The 15,624-nt window shown below is 56.1% G+C and carries 14 protein-coding genes; 12 read left to right on the top strand and 2 right to left on the bottom strand.

Going from position 1 to position 15,624, the window contains the following annotated elements:
* The first annotated feature begins 3 nt into the window (after positions 1 to 3).
* The 4 genes from ACIRQ6_RS04810 to ACIRQ6_RS04825 are packed head-to-tail and all read left to right on the top strand — an operon-like array spanning position 4 to position 5,117.
* Positions 4 to 1,446 carry a UDP-N-acetylmuramoyl-tripeptide--D-alanyl-D-alanine ligase gene (locus ACIRQ6_RS04810; protein WP_420863003.1) on the top strand — a complete coding sequence of 481 codons (1,443 nt, stop codon included), beginning with the start codon at positions 4 to 6 and terminating at the stop codon, positions 1,444 to 1,446.
* On the top strand, positions 1,447 to 2,529 hold the full coding sequence (mraY, locus tag ACIRQ6_RS04815; protein WP_420863004.1) for a phospho-N-acetylmuramoyl-pentapeptide-transferase: 1,083 nt from the start codon (positions 1,447 to 1,449) through the stop codon (positions 2,527 to 2,529).
* Positions 2,530 to 3,936 (top strand): UDP-N-acetylmuramoyl-L-alanine--D-glutamate ligase, encoded by a 1,407-nt coding sequence (gene murD / locus ACIRQ6_RS04820; RefSeq protein ID WP_420863005.1) that lies wholly within the window; start codon positions 2,530 to 2,532, stop codon positions 3,934 to 3,936. It begins immediately after the preceding gene.
* Positions 3,936 to 5,117, top strand: coding sequence for a hypothetical protein (locus tag ACIRQ6_RS04825; protein ID WP_420863006.1), 1,182 nt, complete (start codon positions 3,936 to 3,938; stop codon positions 5,115 to 5,117). The genes murD and ACIRQ6_RS04825 overlap by 1 nt, the downstream gene beginning before the upstream one ends.
* Before the next feature lies 1 nt (position 5,118).
* On the opposite strand, the gene ACIRQ6_RS04830 is transcribed toward ACIRQ6_RS04825, so the two are convergent.
* Entirely contained in the window at positions 5,119 to 5,805 is a 687-nt protein-coding gene (locus ACIRQ6_RS04830; protein ID WP_420863007.1) for a hypothetical protein, read from the bottom strand.
* Positions 5,806 to 5,865: 60 nt separating this feature from the next.
* Positions 5,866 to 7,059: an NAD(P)/FAD-dependent oxidoreductase gene (locus ACIRQ6_RS04835; RefSeq protein WP_420863008.1), complete on the bottom strand. Its 1,194-nt coding sequence runs from the start codon at positions 7,057 to 7,059 to the stop codon at positions 5,866 to 5,868.
* 118 nt (positions 7,060 to 7,177) lie between these two features.
* Here ACIRQ6_RS04835 and ftsW point away from each other — a divergent pair, with 118 nt between their 5' ends.
* From ftsW to ACIRQ6_RS04875, 8 genes are all read left to right on the top strand, one after another.
* Positions 7,178 to 8,347, top strand: coding sequence for a putative lipid II flippase FtsW (gene ftsW, locus ACIRQ6_RS04840; protein WP_420863009.1), 1,170 nt, complete (start codon positions 7,178 to 7,180; stop codon positions 8,345 to 8,347).
* A 31-nt stretch (positions 8,348 to 8,378) separates the two neighbouring features.
* Positions 8,379 to 9,479, top strand: a complete 1,101-nt coding sequence (locus ACIRQ6_RS04845) for a UDP-N-acetylglucosamine--N-acetylmuramyl-(pentapeptide) pyrophosphoryl-undecaprenol N-acetylglucosamine transferase (protein WP_420863010.1) — start codon at positions 8,379 to 8,381, stop codon at positions 9,477 to 9,479.
* Between the two features lie 17 nt (positions 9,480 to 9,496).
* Complete coding sequence (gene murC / locus ACIRQ6_RS04850) at positions 9,497 to 10,897, top strand: UDP-N-acetylmuramate--L-alanine ligase (RefSeq protein WP_420863011.1); 1,401 nt, start codon at positions 9,497 to 9,499, stop codon at positions 10,895 to 10,897.
* 1 nt (position 10,898) lies between these two features.
* Entirely contained in the window at positions 10,899 to 11,150 is a 252-nt protein-coding gene (locus ACIRQ6_RS04855; RefSeq protein WP_420863012.1) for a DUF2484 family protein, read from the top strand.
* Between the two features lie 37 nt (positions 11,151 to 11,187).
* Positions 11,188 to 12,777, top strand: coding sequence for a hypothetical protein (locus tag ACIRQ6_RS04860; protein WP_420863013.1), 1,590 nt, complete (start codon positions 11,188 to 11,190; stop codon positions 12,775 to 12,777).
* Between the two features lie 51 nt (positions 12,778 to 12,828).
* Complete coding sequence (murB, locus tag ACIRQ6_RS04865; RefSeq protein WP_420863014.1) at positions 12,829 to 13,746, top strand: UDP-N-acetylmuramate dehydrogenase; 918 nt, start codon at positions 12,829 to 12,831, stop codon at positions 13,744 to 13,746.
* Between the two features lie 119 nt (positions 13,747 to 13,865).
* The gene (locus tag ACIRQ6_RS04870) at positions 13,866 to 14,744 is read left to right on the top strand and encodes a D-alanine--D-alanine ligase (protein ID WP_420863015.1); all 879 of its coding nucleotides are present in this window, start codon (positions 13,866 to 13,868) and stop codon (positions 14,742 to 14,744) included.
* Entirely contained in the window at positions 14,732 to 15,622 is an 891-nt protein-coding gene (locus tag ACIRQ6_RS04875; RefSeq protein WP_420863016.1) for a cell division protein FtsQ/DivIB, read from the top strand. Before ACIRQ6_RS04870 ends, ACIRQ6_RS04875 begins: the two co-directional genes overlap by 13 nt.
* Positions 15,623 to 15,624: the final 2 nt, after the last annotated feature.

Consider the following 15,624-nt stretch of genomic DNA (forward strand, 5'->3'; position numbering starts at 1 on the left):
GAGATGAGCCTTTGGAGTTCAGCAGACGCAATTGCCGCTACGGGTGGCACCTGTGCTGCGCCGTGGGAGGCAGACGGCGTCTCGATCGATACACGCAGTTTGCAGGCCGGGGATTTGTTTGTGGCTTTGGAAGCCGCGCGCGACGGGCATGACTTTGTCCAAGCGGCGTTGGATTCCGGGGCTGCTGCGGCTTTGGTCAGCCGTATTCCCGAAGGCGTCGCAAGCGATGCACCGCTTTTGATTGTGCCGGATGTCCTAAGGGGGCTTGAAGATTTGGGCCGCGCCGCGCGGGCGCGCACAAAGGCACGAGTATTGGGTGTCACAGGATCCGTTGGCAAAACCTCAACAAAGGAAATGCTGCGCGACATCCTGATCAAACAGGGGCGCACTCACGCATCTGTGGCCAGTTACAACAACCATTGGGGAGTGCCGTTAACACTGGCGCGGATGCCGCAAGCCACTGATTTTGCAGTCATCGAGATCGGGATGAACCACCCTGGCGAAATTGCACCACTGGCCCGCATGGCCAACCCGGATGTGGTTTTGATCACAACAGTTGCTGCCGCCCATCTTGAGGCCTTTAACAGCCTTGAAGGGATCGCTGCTGAAAAAGCCAGCATCATCGAAGGGCTCAAATCCAACGGTACGGCCGTGTTGAATGCGGATATCGAAACCGCAGCCGTGTTGCAAAACCGAGCTGCCAAAGCAGGGGTGAAACAAGTCTTGTTTGGCCAAATGGCGCGGGATTTTGAACTCAAGCAGATCCAAATCATCCGCGACAGCACCGTGATCCAAGCGCAGATCAACGGTGCGCCGGTTCTGTTCAAATTGGGCGTCGCTGGCCGTCACTTTGCGATGAATGCCTTGGGTGCGCTCGCCGCGGCCGAGGCTTTAGGCGCTGACCTGACCCATGCGGCCCTAGATATCGCCGCGTGGCTGCCCGTGACTGGCCGCGGTCAGCGGGATGTGATTTCACTGGATCCTGCGCGCGAAAACCTGACCTTTGAGTTGATCGATGACGCCTATAACGCCAATCCCGCCAGTCTTGCGGCGGCCCTTGAGGTTTTGTCTTTGTCCGAGCCACATAATGATGTGGGCCGTGTGGGGAAAGGGCGTCGGATTGCCTATCTGGGCGACATGAAAGAACTGGGCCCGGACGAGGTCGCCATCCATGCAGGCTTTGCACAGAACATCCATTTGCAGCACTTGGATGTGGTGCATTGTGTCGGCCCCCTGATGCAAAACCTATGGCACGCCCTGCCCGAACATCAACGGGGCAGATGGGTCGAAACAGCACCGGAAATGCTCAAGGGGCTGGGGCATGATGTCGATGCGGGCGATGTTGTCTTGGTCAAGGCCAGCCTGAGCACCGGGCTGGGCCAAGTTGTTGACGCGATCCGCAAATTGGGCCATCCGTCTGCACATAACAAAATTGAGGACGAGTAGATGCTGTATTGGCTGACCGCGCTGAGTGATGGCGGCGATTTTTTCAACCTGTTTCGCTATATCACCTTCCGGGCCGGTGGCGCCTTTATGACCGCGCTGCTGTTTGGGTTTATCTTTGGTCGGCCGTTGATCAACGTCCTGCGGCGCAAGCAGGGCAAGGGCCAACCTATCCGCACCGATGGGCCAGAAGGGCATTTTGTCAAAGCAGGAACACCGACGATGGGTGGGTTGCTGATTGTGGGGGCTTTGTTGACCTCGACCCTGCTTTGGGCGCGATTGGACAACCCGTTTATCTGGGTCGTTTTGTTTGTCACCATGAGCTTTGCGGCCATTGGCTTTGCGGATGATTATGCCAAAGTGAGCAAGCAAAACACGGATGGAGTGTCGGGTAAACTCCGCCTTGGGCTTGGCTTTTTGATCGCGGCCATCGCAGGATTTTGGGCGGCGCAATATCATCCCGAGGCCCTGACCAACCAACTGGCCTTGCCTATTTTCAAAGATACTTTGATCAATTTGGGCTATTTCTTTGTACCCTTTGCGATGATTGTGATTGTAGGGGCGGCCAATGCGGTGAACCTTACGGATGGACTGGATGGCCTTGCAATTATGCCTGTGATGATTGCCGCGGGCACCCTTGGGATCATCGCCTATGCGGTCGGTCGTGTCGATTTCACCGAATATCTGGATGTACACTACGTGCCTGGAACAGGCGAAATTTTGATCTTTACGGCGGGTGTTTTTGGTGGGGGATTGGGCTTTCTTTGGTATAACGCGCCCCCTGCAGCGGTGTTTATGGGCGACACTGGATCATTGGCCTTGGGCGGCGCATTGGGCGCCATTGCTGTGGCCACCAAACACGAGATCGTTCTGGCCATTGTCGGCGGTCTTTTTGTGGTCGAGGCCCTGTCGGTGATCATTCAGGTTCTCTATTTCAAACGCACGGGCAAACGCGTTTTCCTGATGGCCCCGATCCATCACCATTACGAGAAAAAAGGCTGGGCTGAGCCGCAGATCGTGATCCGCTTTTGGATCATCGCCTTGATCCTTGCGCTGATTGGGTTGGCCACGTTGAAGGTGCGCTAGATGATCCCGGTTCAGGGATATGCAGGGGCCACAGTTGCGGTCTTGGGCCTTGGCAGATCGGGCCTGTCTGCTGCCCGCGCGCTGCGCGAAGGGGGGGCCAATGTTTTGTGCTGGGACGATTTCGATCCGGCCCGAGCCAAGGCCGAGGCCGAAGGTTTCGCGCTGCGCGATCTGAACAAAAATGGCGCGTTTGACGACGTCATGACCCTGATTACATCCCCCGGGATCCCGCATCTTTATCCCACGCCAAATCCTGTGATTGCCAAGGCGCTAGCTGCGGGCGTTATCATCGACAATGACATTGGCCTCTTTTTCCAGAGCTTTGCCACACCGGATTGGACGGGCTTTGATACCGCCCCAAAAATTATTGCGGTCACAGGCTCCAACGGGAAATCGACGACTTCGGCGCTGATCCATCACGTGCTGGAACACGCTAATCGCCCTAGTCAGTTGGCAGGAAACATTGGGCGCGGTGTGTTGGATATTGATCCGGCTGTGGATGGCGAAGTCGTCGTGCTTGAGCTGAGCAGTTACCAAACGGAACTGGCCCGGGCATTGACCCCTGATGTGGCGGTGTTCACCAATCTCAGCCCTGATCATCTAGACCGCCATCACGGGATGGGCGGCTATTTTGCCGCCAAACGTCGGCTGTTTTCCGAGGGTGGACCAGACCGTGCCGTGATCGGTGTGGACGAGGTCGAAGGCCAGTATCTGGCGGTGCAAATGGCCCAAGGACCAGCGGATGATCGGGTGATCCGCGTGTCTGTGGATCGCAAACTGTCCGGTGTCGGCTGGAACGTGTTTGCGCGCAAAGGCTTTCTGGCAGAATGGCGCAAAGGGCGCCAAGTTGGCAGCATTGATCTGCGCGCAATCAAAGGCCTGCCGGGATCGCATAACCATCAAAACGCCTGTGCCGCCTACGCGGCCTGTCGGACCTTGGGCCTTGCACCCAAGGTGATTGAGGCAGGGTTTGCCAGCTTTGCAGGTTTGCCCCATCGCAGTCAATTGATCGCAGAGACCTGTGGCGTCAGCTACGTCAACGACAGCAAAGCCACAAATGTGGAAAGTGCCGCCAAAGCGTTGCAGGCCTTCAAGAATATTCGCTGGATTTGTGGTGGCCTGGAAAAAGAGGGTGGTTTGGACGGGCTTCTGGCGCATCTGGACGCCGTCAAAAAGGCCTATGTGATCGGTCGCGAGGCGGCAGGATTTGCCATGCAGCTTAAAGGGATCGAGGTTGAAGTCGCCACCACGATGCAAGCCGCCGTGCAATCAGCCATTGCCGATGCCCAGACGGGCGACACGGTCTTGCTGGCACCTGCTGCAGCCAGTTTCGATCAATACGACAGTTTTGAAAAACGCGGTGAGGATTTTGCAGCCTGTGTCCAACAGGCCTTGGCCCACGTGTAATGGCGGGCCGCAAGACAGTTTTGCCAAATGTTTTGCAAACCCGATTGGTCGGGTCCGATGCGGATATCGCCTATTTGCTGAGCCAAATAAAGGTGACCTCTGATCCTGCCAAACGGGGCGCTCTGCATTTGCGTATGGGCAAAAGCCTGATCAAAAACGGGGCCTTTCAACGCGGGCGGACGCATCTGGAAGAGGCCCGTGAACTGACCCCCGATACACCTGAATTGCTGCGCAGTCTTGGGCTTGCTTTGTTTCGCGATGGCCAGATTTCTGAGGGTTTGCGCCTTTATGACAAAGGGCGTTGGCAATTGCCGCGCTTTGACAAGTTTCGCCGCGATTACACGTTTCCCCTTTGGCGTGGCCAGCCCGTGCGCGGCCGTCGCTTGTTGGTCTGGGCCGAGCAGGGCATCGGCGATCAGATCATGCAGGCCCGTGTGTTGCAAAAACTTGTGCGCGCAGGGGCCGAGGTCACTGTCGAATGTGATCCGCGATTGATCCCATTGTTTCAGCGCGCCACACCCAAGGTGACCTGCGTAAGCCAGACCGTGCCGTTGGTGCCTGCGCTGCAGATGGGGAATTTCGATTTCCAGACATCCATGCTGTCTGCATGGCGCTGGATTGATGCGCCTGTGACGGGACCTGCCAGTATCAAGGCTGATCCGGTTCTGGTGAAAAAGTACCGCGCAGCTTGGGCTAAACTTGATCCGCTGCGCCCAGATTTGCGCAATATCGGGATCAGCTGGCACTCCAATGCCAAAGCAACAGGTGCCGCCCGGTCTATCCCCCTAAGCGACCTGATCCCCTTGGCCAAAACCGCAGGGGCCAAGGCGCGGTTCCACAATTTGCAATACGGTGAGACGGATCCGCAAGCAATTTCCAAGGCCTTTGGTGCGGCCCTGATGACCGATACAGGCACCGATCCCTTGGTCGATCTCAATCGTGCCGCGGCCCAGATCAAGGCCCTTGATCTGGTGATCACCATTGACAATGCGACTGCGCATCTGGCCGGGGCGCTGGGGGTGCAAACCTGGGTTTTTCTGCCGAAGGCCAGCGAATATCGCTGGGGGCGCGATCCGGACGTCACGGCACTTTATCCGTCGGTGCGGCTGTTTAGAGCTGATGACCTGACCCGGTGGAGCGGGGCCATTCTGGATCTGGTAGACGCGCTGGAAGCTTGGTGATTTAGCTGGGTTTTTGGCGCAGGGCAGGGTAGCGCCCCGAGGCCACAAAATCCGCGTGCACCACGCCCACTTGGACAGGCATGGCAGGTAGTTTTGCCAAACGCGCTATGGCAAACCGGTGCATGCCACCGCCGTAACGCAGGGCATTTCCGTGTCGATCAAGATGCACAAAAACCCCGCCATGTTCGCGCCTGTATTGGTCTGGCAGCTGGGCCTTTGGTTTGAGCTCTTGCGTGCGTAAGACCAAGGCCCAAAGAGCATCCAGCCGCTTATACCGTTGTCGCAAATCCTCAATAGTGTAGCAATCATCCGGACTGCCGCCGGCGGCAATTTCCGCACTGAGTTTGTGGAAAATGGGTGTATCTTCCCAGTTCGCGTGATCAATGAACCGCGCTTTGCACGACATATATTTGATGTCGTCCACCATCGGTTGCGCCTGTTGATCCCAATCGCCGTCCCTGACCTGACCGCTGTTTTTGCGGCGAAAATCTGAGGTTTTATAGGGCGGTTTTGCGACAAAACGCAGGTTAATCTGGCCGGGATCGAGGTACAAACACTCGTCGCTTTGCGGGGCCTCCGCGCCATATTTCAAACGGTTCGCCACATCGCGCAGGATTTTGCGAGGCACTTGATTGGCCACCCATCGGCTGCGCCGTCTCTTTGGCTTATGTGTTGGCGTCGATTGCATTTGATCCTGCTACACCTTGGCGGTTGGGCCTTCAACCGCTTGGGCTAGGAGCGTGGCTTTCTAACGTGATTGTGTCTTAATCGCGCGGCCTGCCGCCACAGCCGAGGACCACGCCCACTGAAAATTAAAGCCCCCCAACCAGCCCGTCACATCCACCACTTCACCGATGAAATATAGGCCGTTCACGTCTTTGGCCTGCATGGTTTGTGAGTTCAGATCAGCAGTGCTTACCCCGCCCAAAGTCACCTCGGCTGTGCGGTAACCTTCTGTGCCTGATGGGGTCAGCATCCATTTGCGATAACAGTCTTCCAATCGGGCCAAATGGCTGTCGGATTGATCTGCCAGATTGCCTGCGAGACCTGCTTTATCCACCATCATCTGGGCCAGCTTGGTGGGAAGGTGATCGGCCAAAACGTTATGGACTGCGCGCTTTCCTGTTTTTTGACGGGTTTCGCGCAGGGCGGGCAGGATGTAGCCCTTTGGATCAAGGTTTACCGAGATCGGCGTGGAGGGCGTCCAGTAACTGCTGATTTGCAGGATCGACGGGCCAGACAGGCCGCGATGGGTGCACAGCAGCCCCTCTTCGAATTGAGTGTCCCGAGTTTGCACACTGGCATTTAATGACAACCCCGACATGGGCGCTACATCTGCCATCACATCAGGCCCAAAGGTTAGCGGCACAAGGCCTGCGCGGGTCTCGACCACCTCTAGGCCAAATTGCGCAGCGATGTCATATCCCCATCCAGTGGCCCCCATTTTGGGGATCGATTTGCCGCCTGTGGCAATAATCAGGTTGGTACAGGTCAGATCGGTCGCCTGATCGCCTTTTTGCAAGGCCACGCTAAAACCTTGGTCGGTCTTTTGAACCTTCGTGACAGAGGTTTGCAGCCAAAGCTGGGCCTTTGCAGCCTCCATTTCAGCCATAAGCATTGCGATGATTTCCTTGGCGGAGCCGTTGCAAAACAATTGGCCCAGCGTTTTCTCGTGATAGGCGATGCCATGGCGGGTGACCAAATCGATAAAATCCCATTGGGTGTAGCGGGCCAGCGCCGATTTGCAGAAATGCGGGTTTTGCGACAGAAAATTCTCGGGTGAGGCATAAAGATTGGTGAAATTGCAACGCCCGCCGCCGGAAATACGGATTTTATCGCCGGCCTTTTTGGCGTGATCCACAACCAAAACCGATCCGCCGCAATGGGCCGCCGCCATCAGGCCTGCCGCGCCCGCTCCAACAATGAGAGTATCAACCTTCATCTGTCCCAACTGCCTGCTGTAACGCGTATTTTCAACTCGCATTTGCAGGGTTTTTACGTTATACTTGGTGGATAGACCCCGAAAAGGGGCACAATCAGAGGCAGCGAGCGGTAGCTTCATGACGGAAATGGTGTTTGGCACTGTCCCCCAGCGGGATGGCGAGCCTGTTTTGCCACGTTGGTGGCGGACAATTGACAAGTGGACGATGGCGGCGATTTTGCTGCTGTTTGTGATTGGGATTTTGTTGGGTCTGGCCTCGTCGCCGCCCTTGGCCGCCAAGAACGGCCATCAGCCGTTTCACTATGTCTCGAAACAAGCGATCTTTGGCGCAATGGCCCTTGTGGCGATGGTGCTGACTTCGATGATGCAGCCCAATCTGGTGCGCCGCTTGGCTGTCGTTGGCTTTCTTGTGTCTTTTGTGGCCCTCATGGGGTTGCCCTTCTTTGGCACAGATTTTGGCAAAGGCGCTGTACGTTGGTATTCACTGGGTTTTGCGTCGTTACAGCCATCTGAGTTTCTCAAACCCGGTTTTGTGGTCATGTCTGCATGGATGATGGCCGCCAGCCAGCAGATCAATGGCCCCCCTGGAAAATCGCTTAGCTTTGCGTTGACCATTGTAATTGTTGCCTTTTTGGCGTTACAGCCTGATTTTGGTCAGGCCTGCCTCGTACTATTTGGCTGGGGCGTGATGTGGTTTGTGGCCGGTGCGCCAATGCTTTTGCTGATCGCTATGGCCGGTTTGGTCGTTGTTGCTGGCAGCTTTGCCTATTCCATGTCTGAACACTTTGCCCGCCGGATTGACGGGTTTCTCAGCCCTGATGTGGATCCCACAACGCAACTTGGCTATGCCACCAATGCCATTCGCGAGGGCGGTTTTTTCGGGGTTGGTGTGGGCGAAGGCCAAGTGAAACAGTCGCTGCCCGATGCCCATACAGATTTTATTATTGCAGTGGCAGCCGAGGAATATGGCCTGATCTGCGTGTTGGTCATCATCGCACTTTATGCCGTGGTCGTTGTGCGGTCCCTCGTGCGATTGATGCGCGAACGGGATCCGTTCATTCGTTTGGCGGGTACAGGGCTGGCCTGCATGTTTGCAATCCAAGCAATGGTGAACATGGGCGTGGCTGTTCGGTTGTTGCCTGCCAAAGGCATGACCTTGCCCTTTGTCAGTTACGGCGGATCCTCGCTGATTGCCGGTGGGATTGCGGTTGGCATGTTGCTGGCGTTTACCCGCACAAGGCCGCAAGGCGAGATTGGTGATATTTTGATGCGCAGGGCGGCCCGTTAAACCGCCCAATAGTGTTGTAAGAGGAACGGTTATGAGTGATAGCAAACTTCTGGTCATCGCAGCAGGGGGCACAGGCGGACATATGTTTCCCGCCCAAGCCTTGGCTGAGGCGATGTTGGCCAAGGGGTGGCGGGTTAAACTCAGCACCGATGCGCGCGGCGCGCGCTACACAGGCGGATTTCCTGACGCGGTCGAGATCGAACAGATCAGCAGCGCCACTTTTGCCCGTGGCGGTATCTTGGCCAAACTGGCGGTGCCTTTTCGGGTTGTGGGCGGGATCCTTGGGGCCAGCTTCAAGATGCTTGGCCAAAAGCCTGATGTCGTGGTTGGGTTTGGCGGCTACCCGACAATTCCAGCCTTGGGGGCCGCGTTTTTGTTGCGCAAACCACGTATGATCCACGAACAAAACGGGGTGCTGGGCCGCGTGAACCAGATCTTTTCCAAGCGGGTTGATGCGGTGGCCTGTGGGACTTGGCCCACGACCTTGCCCGATGGGGTCGACGGCGTACATGTGGGCAATCCCGTGCGCGGCGCCGTTCTGGTCAAAGCGGGTGCAGGCTATATACCGCCGGGCGATTATCCCATGTCGATGCTGGTCATCGGTGGCTCACAAGGGGCGCGGATCCTGTCGGATGTGGTGCCTGCCGCTATCGCCAATTTGCCTCTGGATATGTTGCGCCATCTACGTGTCTTTCACCAAGCGCGCGGCGAAGACGAGGACCGCGTCACAGCCTTTTATGCTGATCAAAACATCACGGCCACTGTGCAGCCGTTTTTCACCGATATCCCCACGCTGATGTCCGAGGCGCAATTGGTCATCAGCCGTTCTGGCGCCTCCAGCGTTGCGGATATTTCCGTCATTGGGCGACCCAGCATCCTTGTGCCGTTTGCGGCGGCCACTGGCGATCACCAAACGGTCAATGCCCAAGGCCTGTCCGAGGCAGGCGGTGCTGTTGTGATTCAGGAATCCGCACTTCAGGTCGATGCCTTGACTGCCACGATCCAAGATATCCTCACGCAAGAAAAGAAGGCCATGTCAATGGCCCAAGCCGCTTTGTCCCAAGGGCGGCCCGATGCCACAACGTCATTGGTGGACATGGTCGAAAAACTAGCACAGAAGGCAGGAAAATGATGGACGGGAGCAGAGTAATGAACGCAGCAGCAACCAAGCTGCCCACGCAGTTGGGCGCATTGCATTTTGTCGGTATCGGTGGGATCGGCATGTCGGGCATTGCCGAAGTGCTGCTGGACCACGGCTATTCTGTCCAAGGCTCGGACCTCAAGGAAAGCAAAATCACCCAACGGCTGGAACGTCTGGGGGCCAAGATTTTCATCGGGCAAAAGGCCGAGAACCTTGAGGGGGCAGAAGTCATCGTGATCTCAAGCGCCATCAAACCAGGCAATGCCGAATATGACGCGGCCCGCGCCAAAGGCCTGCCCATCGTGCGGCGCGCGGAAATGCTGGCTGAACTTATGCGCCTGCGCTCGAATGTGGCTGTCGCTGGCACACATGGTAAAACCACAACCACCACGATGGTGTCGGCCCTGTTGGATGCAGGCGGGATCGACCCGACGGTGATCAACGGCGGTATCATCCACGCCTATGACAGCAACGCCCGTGTGGGGCAGGGCGAATGGATGGTGGTCGAAGCGGATGAAAGCGATGGCACGTTTAACCGCCTGCCTGCCACCATCGCTGTGGTCACCAACATTGACCCCGAACATATGGAACACTGGGGCGACTTTGACACGCTGCGTCAGGGCTTCCTCGATTTTGTCTCGAACATTCCGTTCTACGGGCTGGCGGTGTGCTGCACCGATCACCCCGAAGTGCAATCGCTGGTGGGCAAGATCACCGACCGCCGCGTGGTCACTTACGGCTTTAACGCGCAGGCTGATGTGCGCGCGATCAACCTCGAATATCGGGGGGGATCAGCCTATTTCGACGTGGCGCTACAGGCCGAGGATCAAGTGATCGAAGGCTGTATGTTGCCCATGCCCGGCGATCACAATGTCTCCAACGCTTTGGCGGCTGTGGCTGTTGCGCGGCATCTGGGCCTCAAACGCTCCGAGATCAAAAAAGCGCTTGAGGAATTCCGGGGTGTGAACCGCCGCTTTACCCGCGTGGGCGAAGTTGGGGGCGTGACCATCATCGACGACTACGCACACCATCCGGTCGAGATCGCAGCGGCCCTGAAAGCCGCCCGTCAAGCCACTGAAGGCCGCGTGATCGCTGTGCATCAACCACACCGCTACACCCGTTTGCACGACTTGTTTGACGACTTCTGTGGCTGTTTTAACGACAGCGATGTTGTGGCCATTGCCGAAGTGTTTGCTGCGGGTGAAGAGCCGATCGAAGGTGCGAGCCGCGATGATCTGGTCGCAGGCCTGATCCGCCACGGCCACCGCCATGCCCGCGCCGTTGTGGGCGAGGACGACTTGCTGAGACTGGTGCGCGAGCAAGCCAGTGCTGGCGATATGGTCGTCTGCCTCGGGGCCGGTAGCATCAGCGCATGGGCCAACGGCCTGCCCGAGAAACTGAAAGGCTAGGATGACACTTTCCTTCGCCCTTGCCTGTGTCTGGATGATCGCCGCCAACGTGCTGGCGATGATGCCCAGCCAAGACAACCACTGGAAACGCGCCTACTGGCTCATCGGCATCGGCGTGCCCCTGCTGGGGTTTTTGACCTACGAAAACGGCCCATGGATCGGCCTGATAGCCCTCGTCATGGGCATGTGGATGCTGCGCTGGCCCGTTGTGTATCTGGGCCGCTGGGTGAAACGCGTGGTGCTAAAGGGCTAGGCTTGTTTTTGTTGGCTGCGTCTGAGACGGTGAGGCCATGGTAGAGAAGTCGAATAGTATTGATCAAGAAGTTGTCAAAGACTGGTTAGAAAGCAACCTTCGGTCTAAGCCCAATTTGATTGGTTTCGACCAAGCTCTGTTTTTAATGAGTCAAGCTTCCACCAGATACACTGTGACTATATTGTTTGGCGATAGCGTTCAAATTGCCTCCGAGGACAGACTTCAACTTCTTCGGTCGAATTTAACGGCAGTTCTTTGCAGCCTGCTCAAATCATCTGCACTCGGGAAAGTTGCTAAAAATGTTTTTGACGCCAACGGATCCCGTCCAGCGCTGAATGAAAGGCGGCAAGAAAACGAACAAGCTTTTGATACTGAATTTGGTATTCTGAAACTTAAAAGCGAAACGATCTTCAAAACAATTCAATCGGGTCCAGTAGAAGATGCGATGCATGCACTGAGCACCGTTTGTTGGCTTACAACACATGAAGATCACGGCACACCAATTAGTCCTTATTTTTTTGATATTGTTCCTAAAGTTACGAACACTGAGCCGTTGTTTGACTGTCTTAAGGCCGATTTTACTGCGCTCAAAGGTAGAGAACTTAGCGCGGCAACGGCCTTGTTTTCAGGGACAGAAAAGTATTCAGGGAAATTCCCAGTAAGCAAATTATCAACACTCCACGCATCAAGTTTTTCGCTGGCTTTCGATAATAGTTTTAGGCAACCTGACTTCTCCTTCTGGATCGCATGGTACGACCGCTTACTCGACGGCAAAGACATCTACGCCCAAGAGCTGCACGATATTCTGATCACTCTGACGGACGAGGATTGGGACAAAGGCCCCACGCATATCAATCCTAAGTTTGAATCGGTCTTATTGAAGTATCAGGAGGGTGACACGTTTTTTGATGGTGAGATAGTTTATGACAAAGAAACCGGTAAGTTGCAGCATGTTTCTGAACCTATCCCGGAGCCAGACAATACGGAAATTAGACAAAAGATGTTGTTTATAGCTCAAATTTTTGAAGGCGAAGGCGGCGAAAACAAGCCCTATCAACCACTTGATAATCAATTGGCCAAAATCGTTGAAGTTGCCTCAAATGATTCAAGCAGTACATCTTTGCTCTGGGACGCTTGTGATATCGCTATCGACATCACCAACGCAAAAACTGAAGAAGGTGAATGCCCTAAAGACTATAACGTAAAAGTTTTTCTCAACCAATTGAGGGATACCAAGAGAGATATTGAGCACGCGGCACCTAGGTTCCGAGAGAAGGTATTAGACCGAAAAACAACCGATCAATCTTTGCCAGATCAGTCCGATGAAGACTTGGCAATCCAAAATCTATCACAAGCTGTTGAGATCGTGGAAGCCGAATTGCAGGTCAAGCTTATTGATATTGTCAAAACAGCCTTTGACAGGCGACAACCACAAATAGTTCGTCAAAAAGCGGTTCAAGAACTCAAAGCGTATTTGCCCAGGATGATCTCGACCTGGAAAAAGGCAACAGATGATGCAACGGGACTTGCAAAGAATGTTGGAACGATTGCTGCAGCAGGCATCGGCACTATTGCAGGCAGTTGGCTGGGTCTTAAGTGGTTATGGAGCTTTTTCTTTGGTCTTTGAAGTTCGCCAAACCTTATTGCGCCGTGAAGCCGCCACCTCTAGTAAATCGATATGACCAAATTTCCCCCAGTGCGCGGCACGCTTACACCCGACCGACCCCTCGCTGATCTGACGTGGCTCAGGGTTGGTGGGCCTGCGGACGCTTTATTCCAGCCGGCGGATTTGGACGACTTGAGCGGGTTTTTGCGACAACTCCCTGCGGACGTGGCGGTTTTCCCCATGGGTGTGGGCTCGAACCTGATCGTGCGTGATGGCGGGATCAGGGCTGTGGTGATCCGCATGGGGCGTGGCTTTAACCAGATAAGTATTGAGGGCAACAGGGTCACGGCAGGCGTCGCGGCTTTGGATGCCCATGTGGCGCGCAAGGCGGCCGACGCAGGCCTCGACCTGACATTCTTGCGCACGATCCCCGGGGCGATTGGTGGTGCTGTGCGGATGAACGCGGGTTGTTATGGCAGCTATACAGCGGATCATTTCATTGAGGCGCAGGTCGTCACACGGGACGGTCAGATCAAGACCCTGACCAAGGATGACATGAATTTTGCCTATCGCCAGAGTGACTTACCCGATGGCTGGGTCCTAACCCAAGCGACCTTCCACGCAGAACACGGTGATCCTGAGACCTTGCATCAGCGCATGACGGATCAATTAAAGAAACGTGACGAGACGCAACCCACCAAGGATCGCACCGCTGGCAGCACGTTCCGTAATCCCGCTGGATTTTCAAGCACGGGGCAGGCCGATGACACCCACGAGTTGAAGGCGTGGAAGGTCATCGACGACGCAGGCATGCGCGGCGCCATGCGTGGTGCGGCGCAAATGTCGCCCATGCATTCCAACTTTCTGGTCAATACCGGCGGGGCCACTGCGGCTGATCTGGAAGGATTGGGCGAAGATGTGCGAAAAAAGGTTTACGATTCCAGTGCAATAACGCTAGAATGGGAAGTCATAAGGGTCGGAGAACCCTAAGCAGGCGTCTAAGCAGTTAGACAACAAAATAATAAGCGGTGAGGGCGAGAAATAATCGCCCCATATGAGGCAGTATTGTGGGGCAGTCCGAGCAGGCACCCTTAAAAGTCGTCGTTTTGATGGGCGGTCCCTCTGCGGAGCGGCCCGTTTCGCTGTCGTCTGGCCATGAATGTGCCAAGGCGCTGGTTGAGGCAGGCTATGACGTGGTCGAGTTGGACGCAGGCCCTGATCTGGCGCAGCAATTGACCCAGATCGCACCGGATGTGGCGTTTAACGCGCTGCACGGTCGGTGGGGTGAGGATGGCTGCGTGCAGGGTATCCTTGAATGGTTGCAGATCCCCTACACGCATTCCGGCGTTCTGGCCTCGGCCTTGGCCATGGACAAACAGCGCTCGAAAGAGATCTACCGCACGGCGGGCTTGCCCATTGTCGAAAGCCGTTTGGTTGATAAGGCCGAGGCGCAAGCGGCCCATGTCCTGCCGACACCCTATGTGATTAAGCCCAACAACGAAGGCTCCAGCGTTGGGGTTTATCTTGTAGAAATGGGCGCAAACACGCCACCAAGCTTGTCGGACGATATGCCGGACACCGTGATGGTCGAAACCTTTGCTCCGGGGCGCGAGTTGACGACGACCGTGGTGGGCGACCGCGCCCTGACTGTGACGGATATTTTGACCGACGGTTGGTATGATTTTGACGCGAAATACGTCGAAGGGGGCTCGCGCCATGTGGTGCCCGCCGATATACCAGCGCAGATTTTTGCAGCGTGTCAGGATTATGCCCTGCGGGCCCATGCGGCTTTGGGCTGTCGTGGTGTTAGTCGCACGGATTTTCGCTGGGACGAGGCGCGCGGCCTTGATGGGTTGGTCCTGTTGGAAACAAATACGCAGCCGGGAATGACTCCCACGTCGCTGACCCCGGAACAAGCCGCCCATGATGGTCTCAGCTTTGCGCAGCTCTGTGCATGGATGGTGGAGGACGCCTCATGCGCAAGGTAAAATCACCGGATGTGGCGAACCCCCGCCGCGATCCAGCACCCTCACGCGCGGCTTACCGTGCCCAGCGTTTATGGCTAACGCCCTCGTTTCGGCGCTTTACCCGCTACGGGGTGCCGTTGTTGATCACAGGTGCCATCATAGGCGCTTTTTGGGCCGACGAAGGCAACCGCGCTGCTGTTCAAATGCAAGTGGCCGATATTCGCAACGCGATTGAAACGCGCGACGAATTTATGGTCAAATTAATGGGCATCGAGGGGGCCAGCGATCCGGTCGCTGCCGAGATCCGCACGATCCTGCCGATCGATTTCCCGATCTCGTCGTTCGATCTGAACCTTGAGGACATGCGCCAGAAGATCACTGCCCTTGATGCGGTGCGCGAGGCCAAATTGCGTGTGCGTTCCGGCGGTGTGTTGGAGATCAGTGTCACCGAACGTGTGCCGGCAACGGTCTGGCAAACCCGTGAGGGGCTTGTTTTGCTAGATGATACGGGCGCGAAAGTCGTACCCTTAGAGGTCCGCTCGGACCGACCCGAATTGCCATTGATTGGTGGGACGGGTGCGGATGGTCATATGCTGGAGGCGTTGCAACTGTTTGCCGCCGCCCGTCCGGTGTCCGACCGCGTGATCGGATTGGTACGCGTGGGTGAGCGTCGCTGGGATCTGGTGCTGGACGAACAACAGCGCATTTTGCTGCCCGTTGATCGGCCCGTGGCCGCACTTGAACGGGTTCTGACCCTGCATGCGGCCCAAGATTTACTGTCGCGCGACGTCAGTGTCGTGGACATGCGGTTGGGGCGCAGGCCCACCGTGCGATTGAACGAAAACGCAGTCGAGACACTGCGGCAAATAAAAAGCATCCAATTACAAGGGGCACAGTAGAG

It is taken from the genome of Algirhabdus cladophorae (assembly GCF_044772865.1).
Taxonomy (GTDB): Bacteria; Pseudomonadota; Alphaproteobacteria; order Rhodobacterales; family Rhodobacteraceae; genus Algirhabdus; species Algirhabdus cladophorae.

What these genes read in the sequence shown, in the direction of transcription:
- ACIRQ6_RS04810 (WP_420863003.1), top strand. Translation starts at nt 4, where the DNA reads ATGAGCCTTTGGAGTTCAGCAGACGCAATTGCCGCTACGGGTGGCACC.
- mraY (WP_420863004.1), top strand. Translation starts at nt 1,447, where the DNA reads ATGCTGTATTGGCTGACCGCGCTGAGTGATGGCGGCGATTTTTTCAAC.
- murD (WP_420863005.1), top strand. Translation starts at nt 2,530, where the DNA reads ATGATCCCGGTTCAGGGATATGCAGGGGCCACAGTTGCGGTCTTGGGC.
- ACIRQ6_RS04825 (WP_420863006.1), top strand. Translation starts at nt 3,936, where the DNA reads ATGGCGGGCCGCAAGACAGTTTTGCCAAATGTTTTGCAAACCCGATTG.
- ACIRQ6_RS04830 (WP_420863007.1), bottom strand. Translation starts at nt 5,805, where the DNA reads ATGCAATCGACGCCAACACATAAGCCAAAGAGACGGCGCAGCCGATGG.
- ACIRQ6_RS04835 (WP_420863008.1), bottom strand. Translation starts at nt 7,059, where the DNA reads ATGAAGGTTGATACTCTCATTGTTGGAGCGGGCGCGGCAGGCCTGATG.
- ftsW (WP_420863009.1), top strand. Translation starts at nt 7,178, where the DNA reads ATGACGGAAATGGTGTTTGGCACTGTCCCCCAGCGGGATGGCGAGCCT.
- ACIRQ6_RS04845 (WP_420863010.1), top strand. Translation starts at nt 8,379, where the DNA reads ATGAGTGATAGCAAACTTCTGGTCATCGCAGCAGGGGGCACAGGCGGA.
- murC (WP_420863011.1), top strand. Translation starts at nt 9,497, where the DNA reads ATGAACGCAGCAGCAACCAAGCTGCCCACGCAGTTGGGCGCATTGCAT.
- ACIRQ6_RS04855 (WP_420863012.1), top strand. Translation starts at nt 10,899, where the DNA reads ATGACACTTTCCTTCGCCCTTGCCTGTGTCTGGATGATCGCCGCCAAC.
- ACIRQ6_RS04860 (WP_420863013.1), top strand. Translation starts at nt 11,188, where the DNA reads ATGGTAGAGAAGTCGAATAGTATTGATCAAGAAGTTGTCAAAGACTGG.
- murB (WP_420863014.1), top strand. Translation starts at nt 12,829, where the DNA reads ATGACCAAATTTCCCCCAGTGCGCGGCACGCTTACACCCGACCGACCC.
- ACIRQ6_RS04870 (WP_420863015.1), top strand. Translation starts at nt 13,866, where the DNA reads ATGGGCGGTCCCTCTGCGGAGCGGCCCGTTTCGCTGTCGTCTGGCCAT.
- ACIRQ6_RS04875 (WP_420863016.1), top strand. Translation starts at nt 14,732, where the DNA reads ATGCGCAAGGTAAAATCACCGGATGTGGCGAACCCCCGCCGCGATCCA.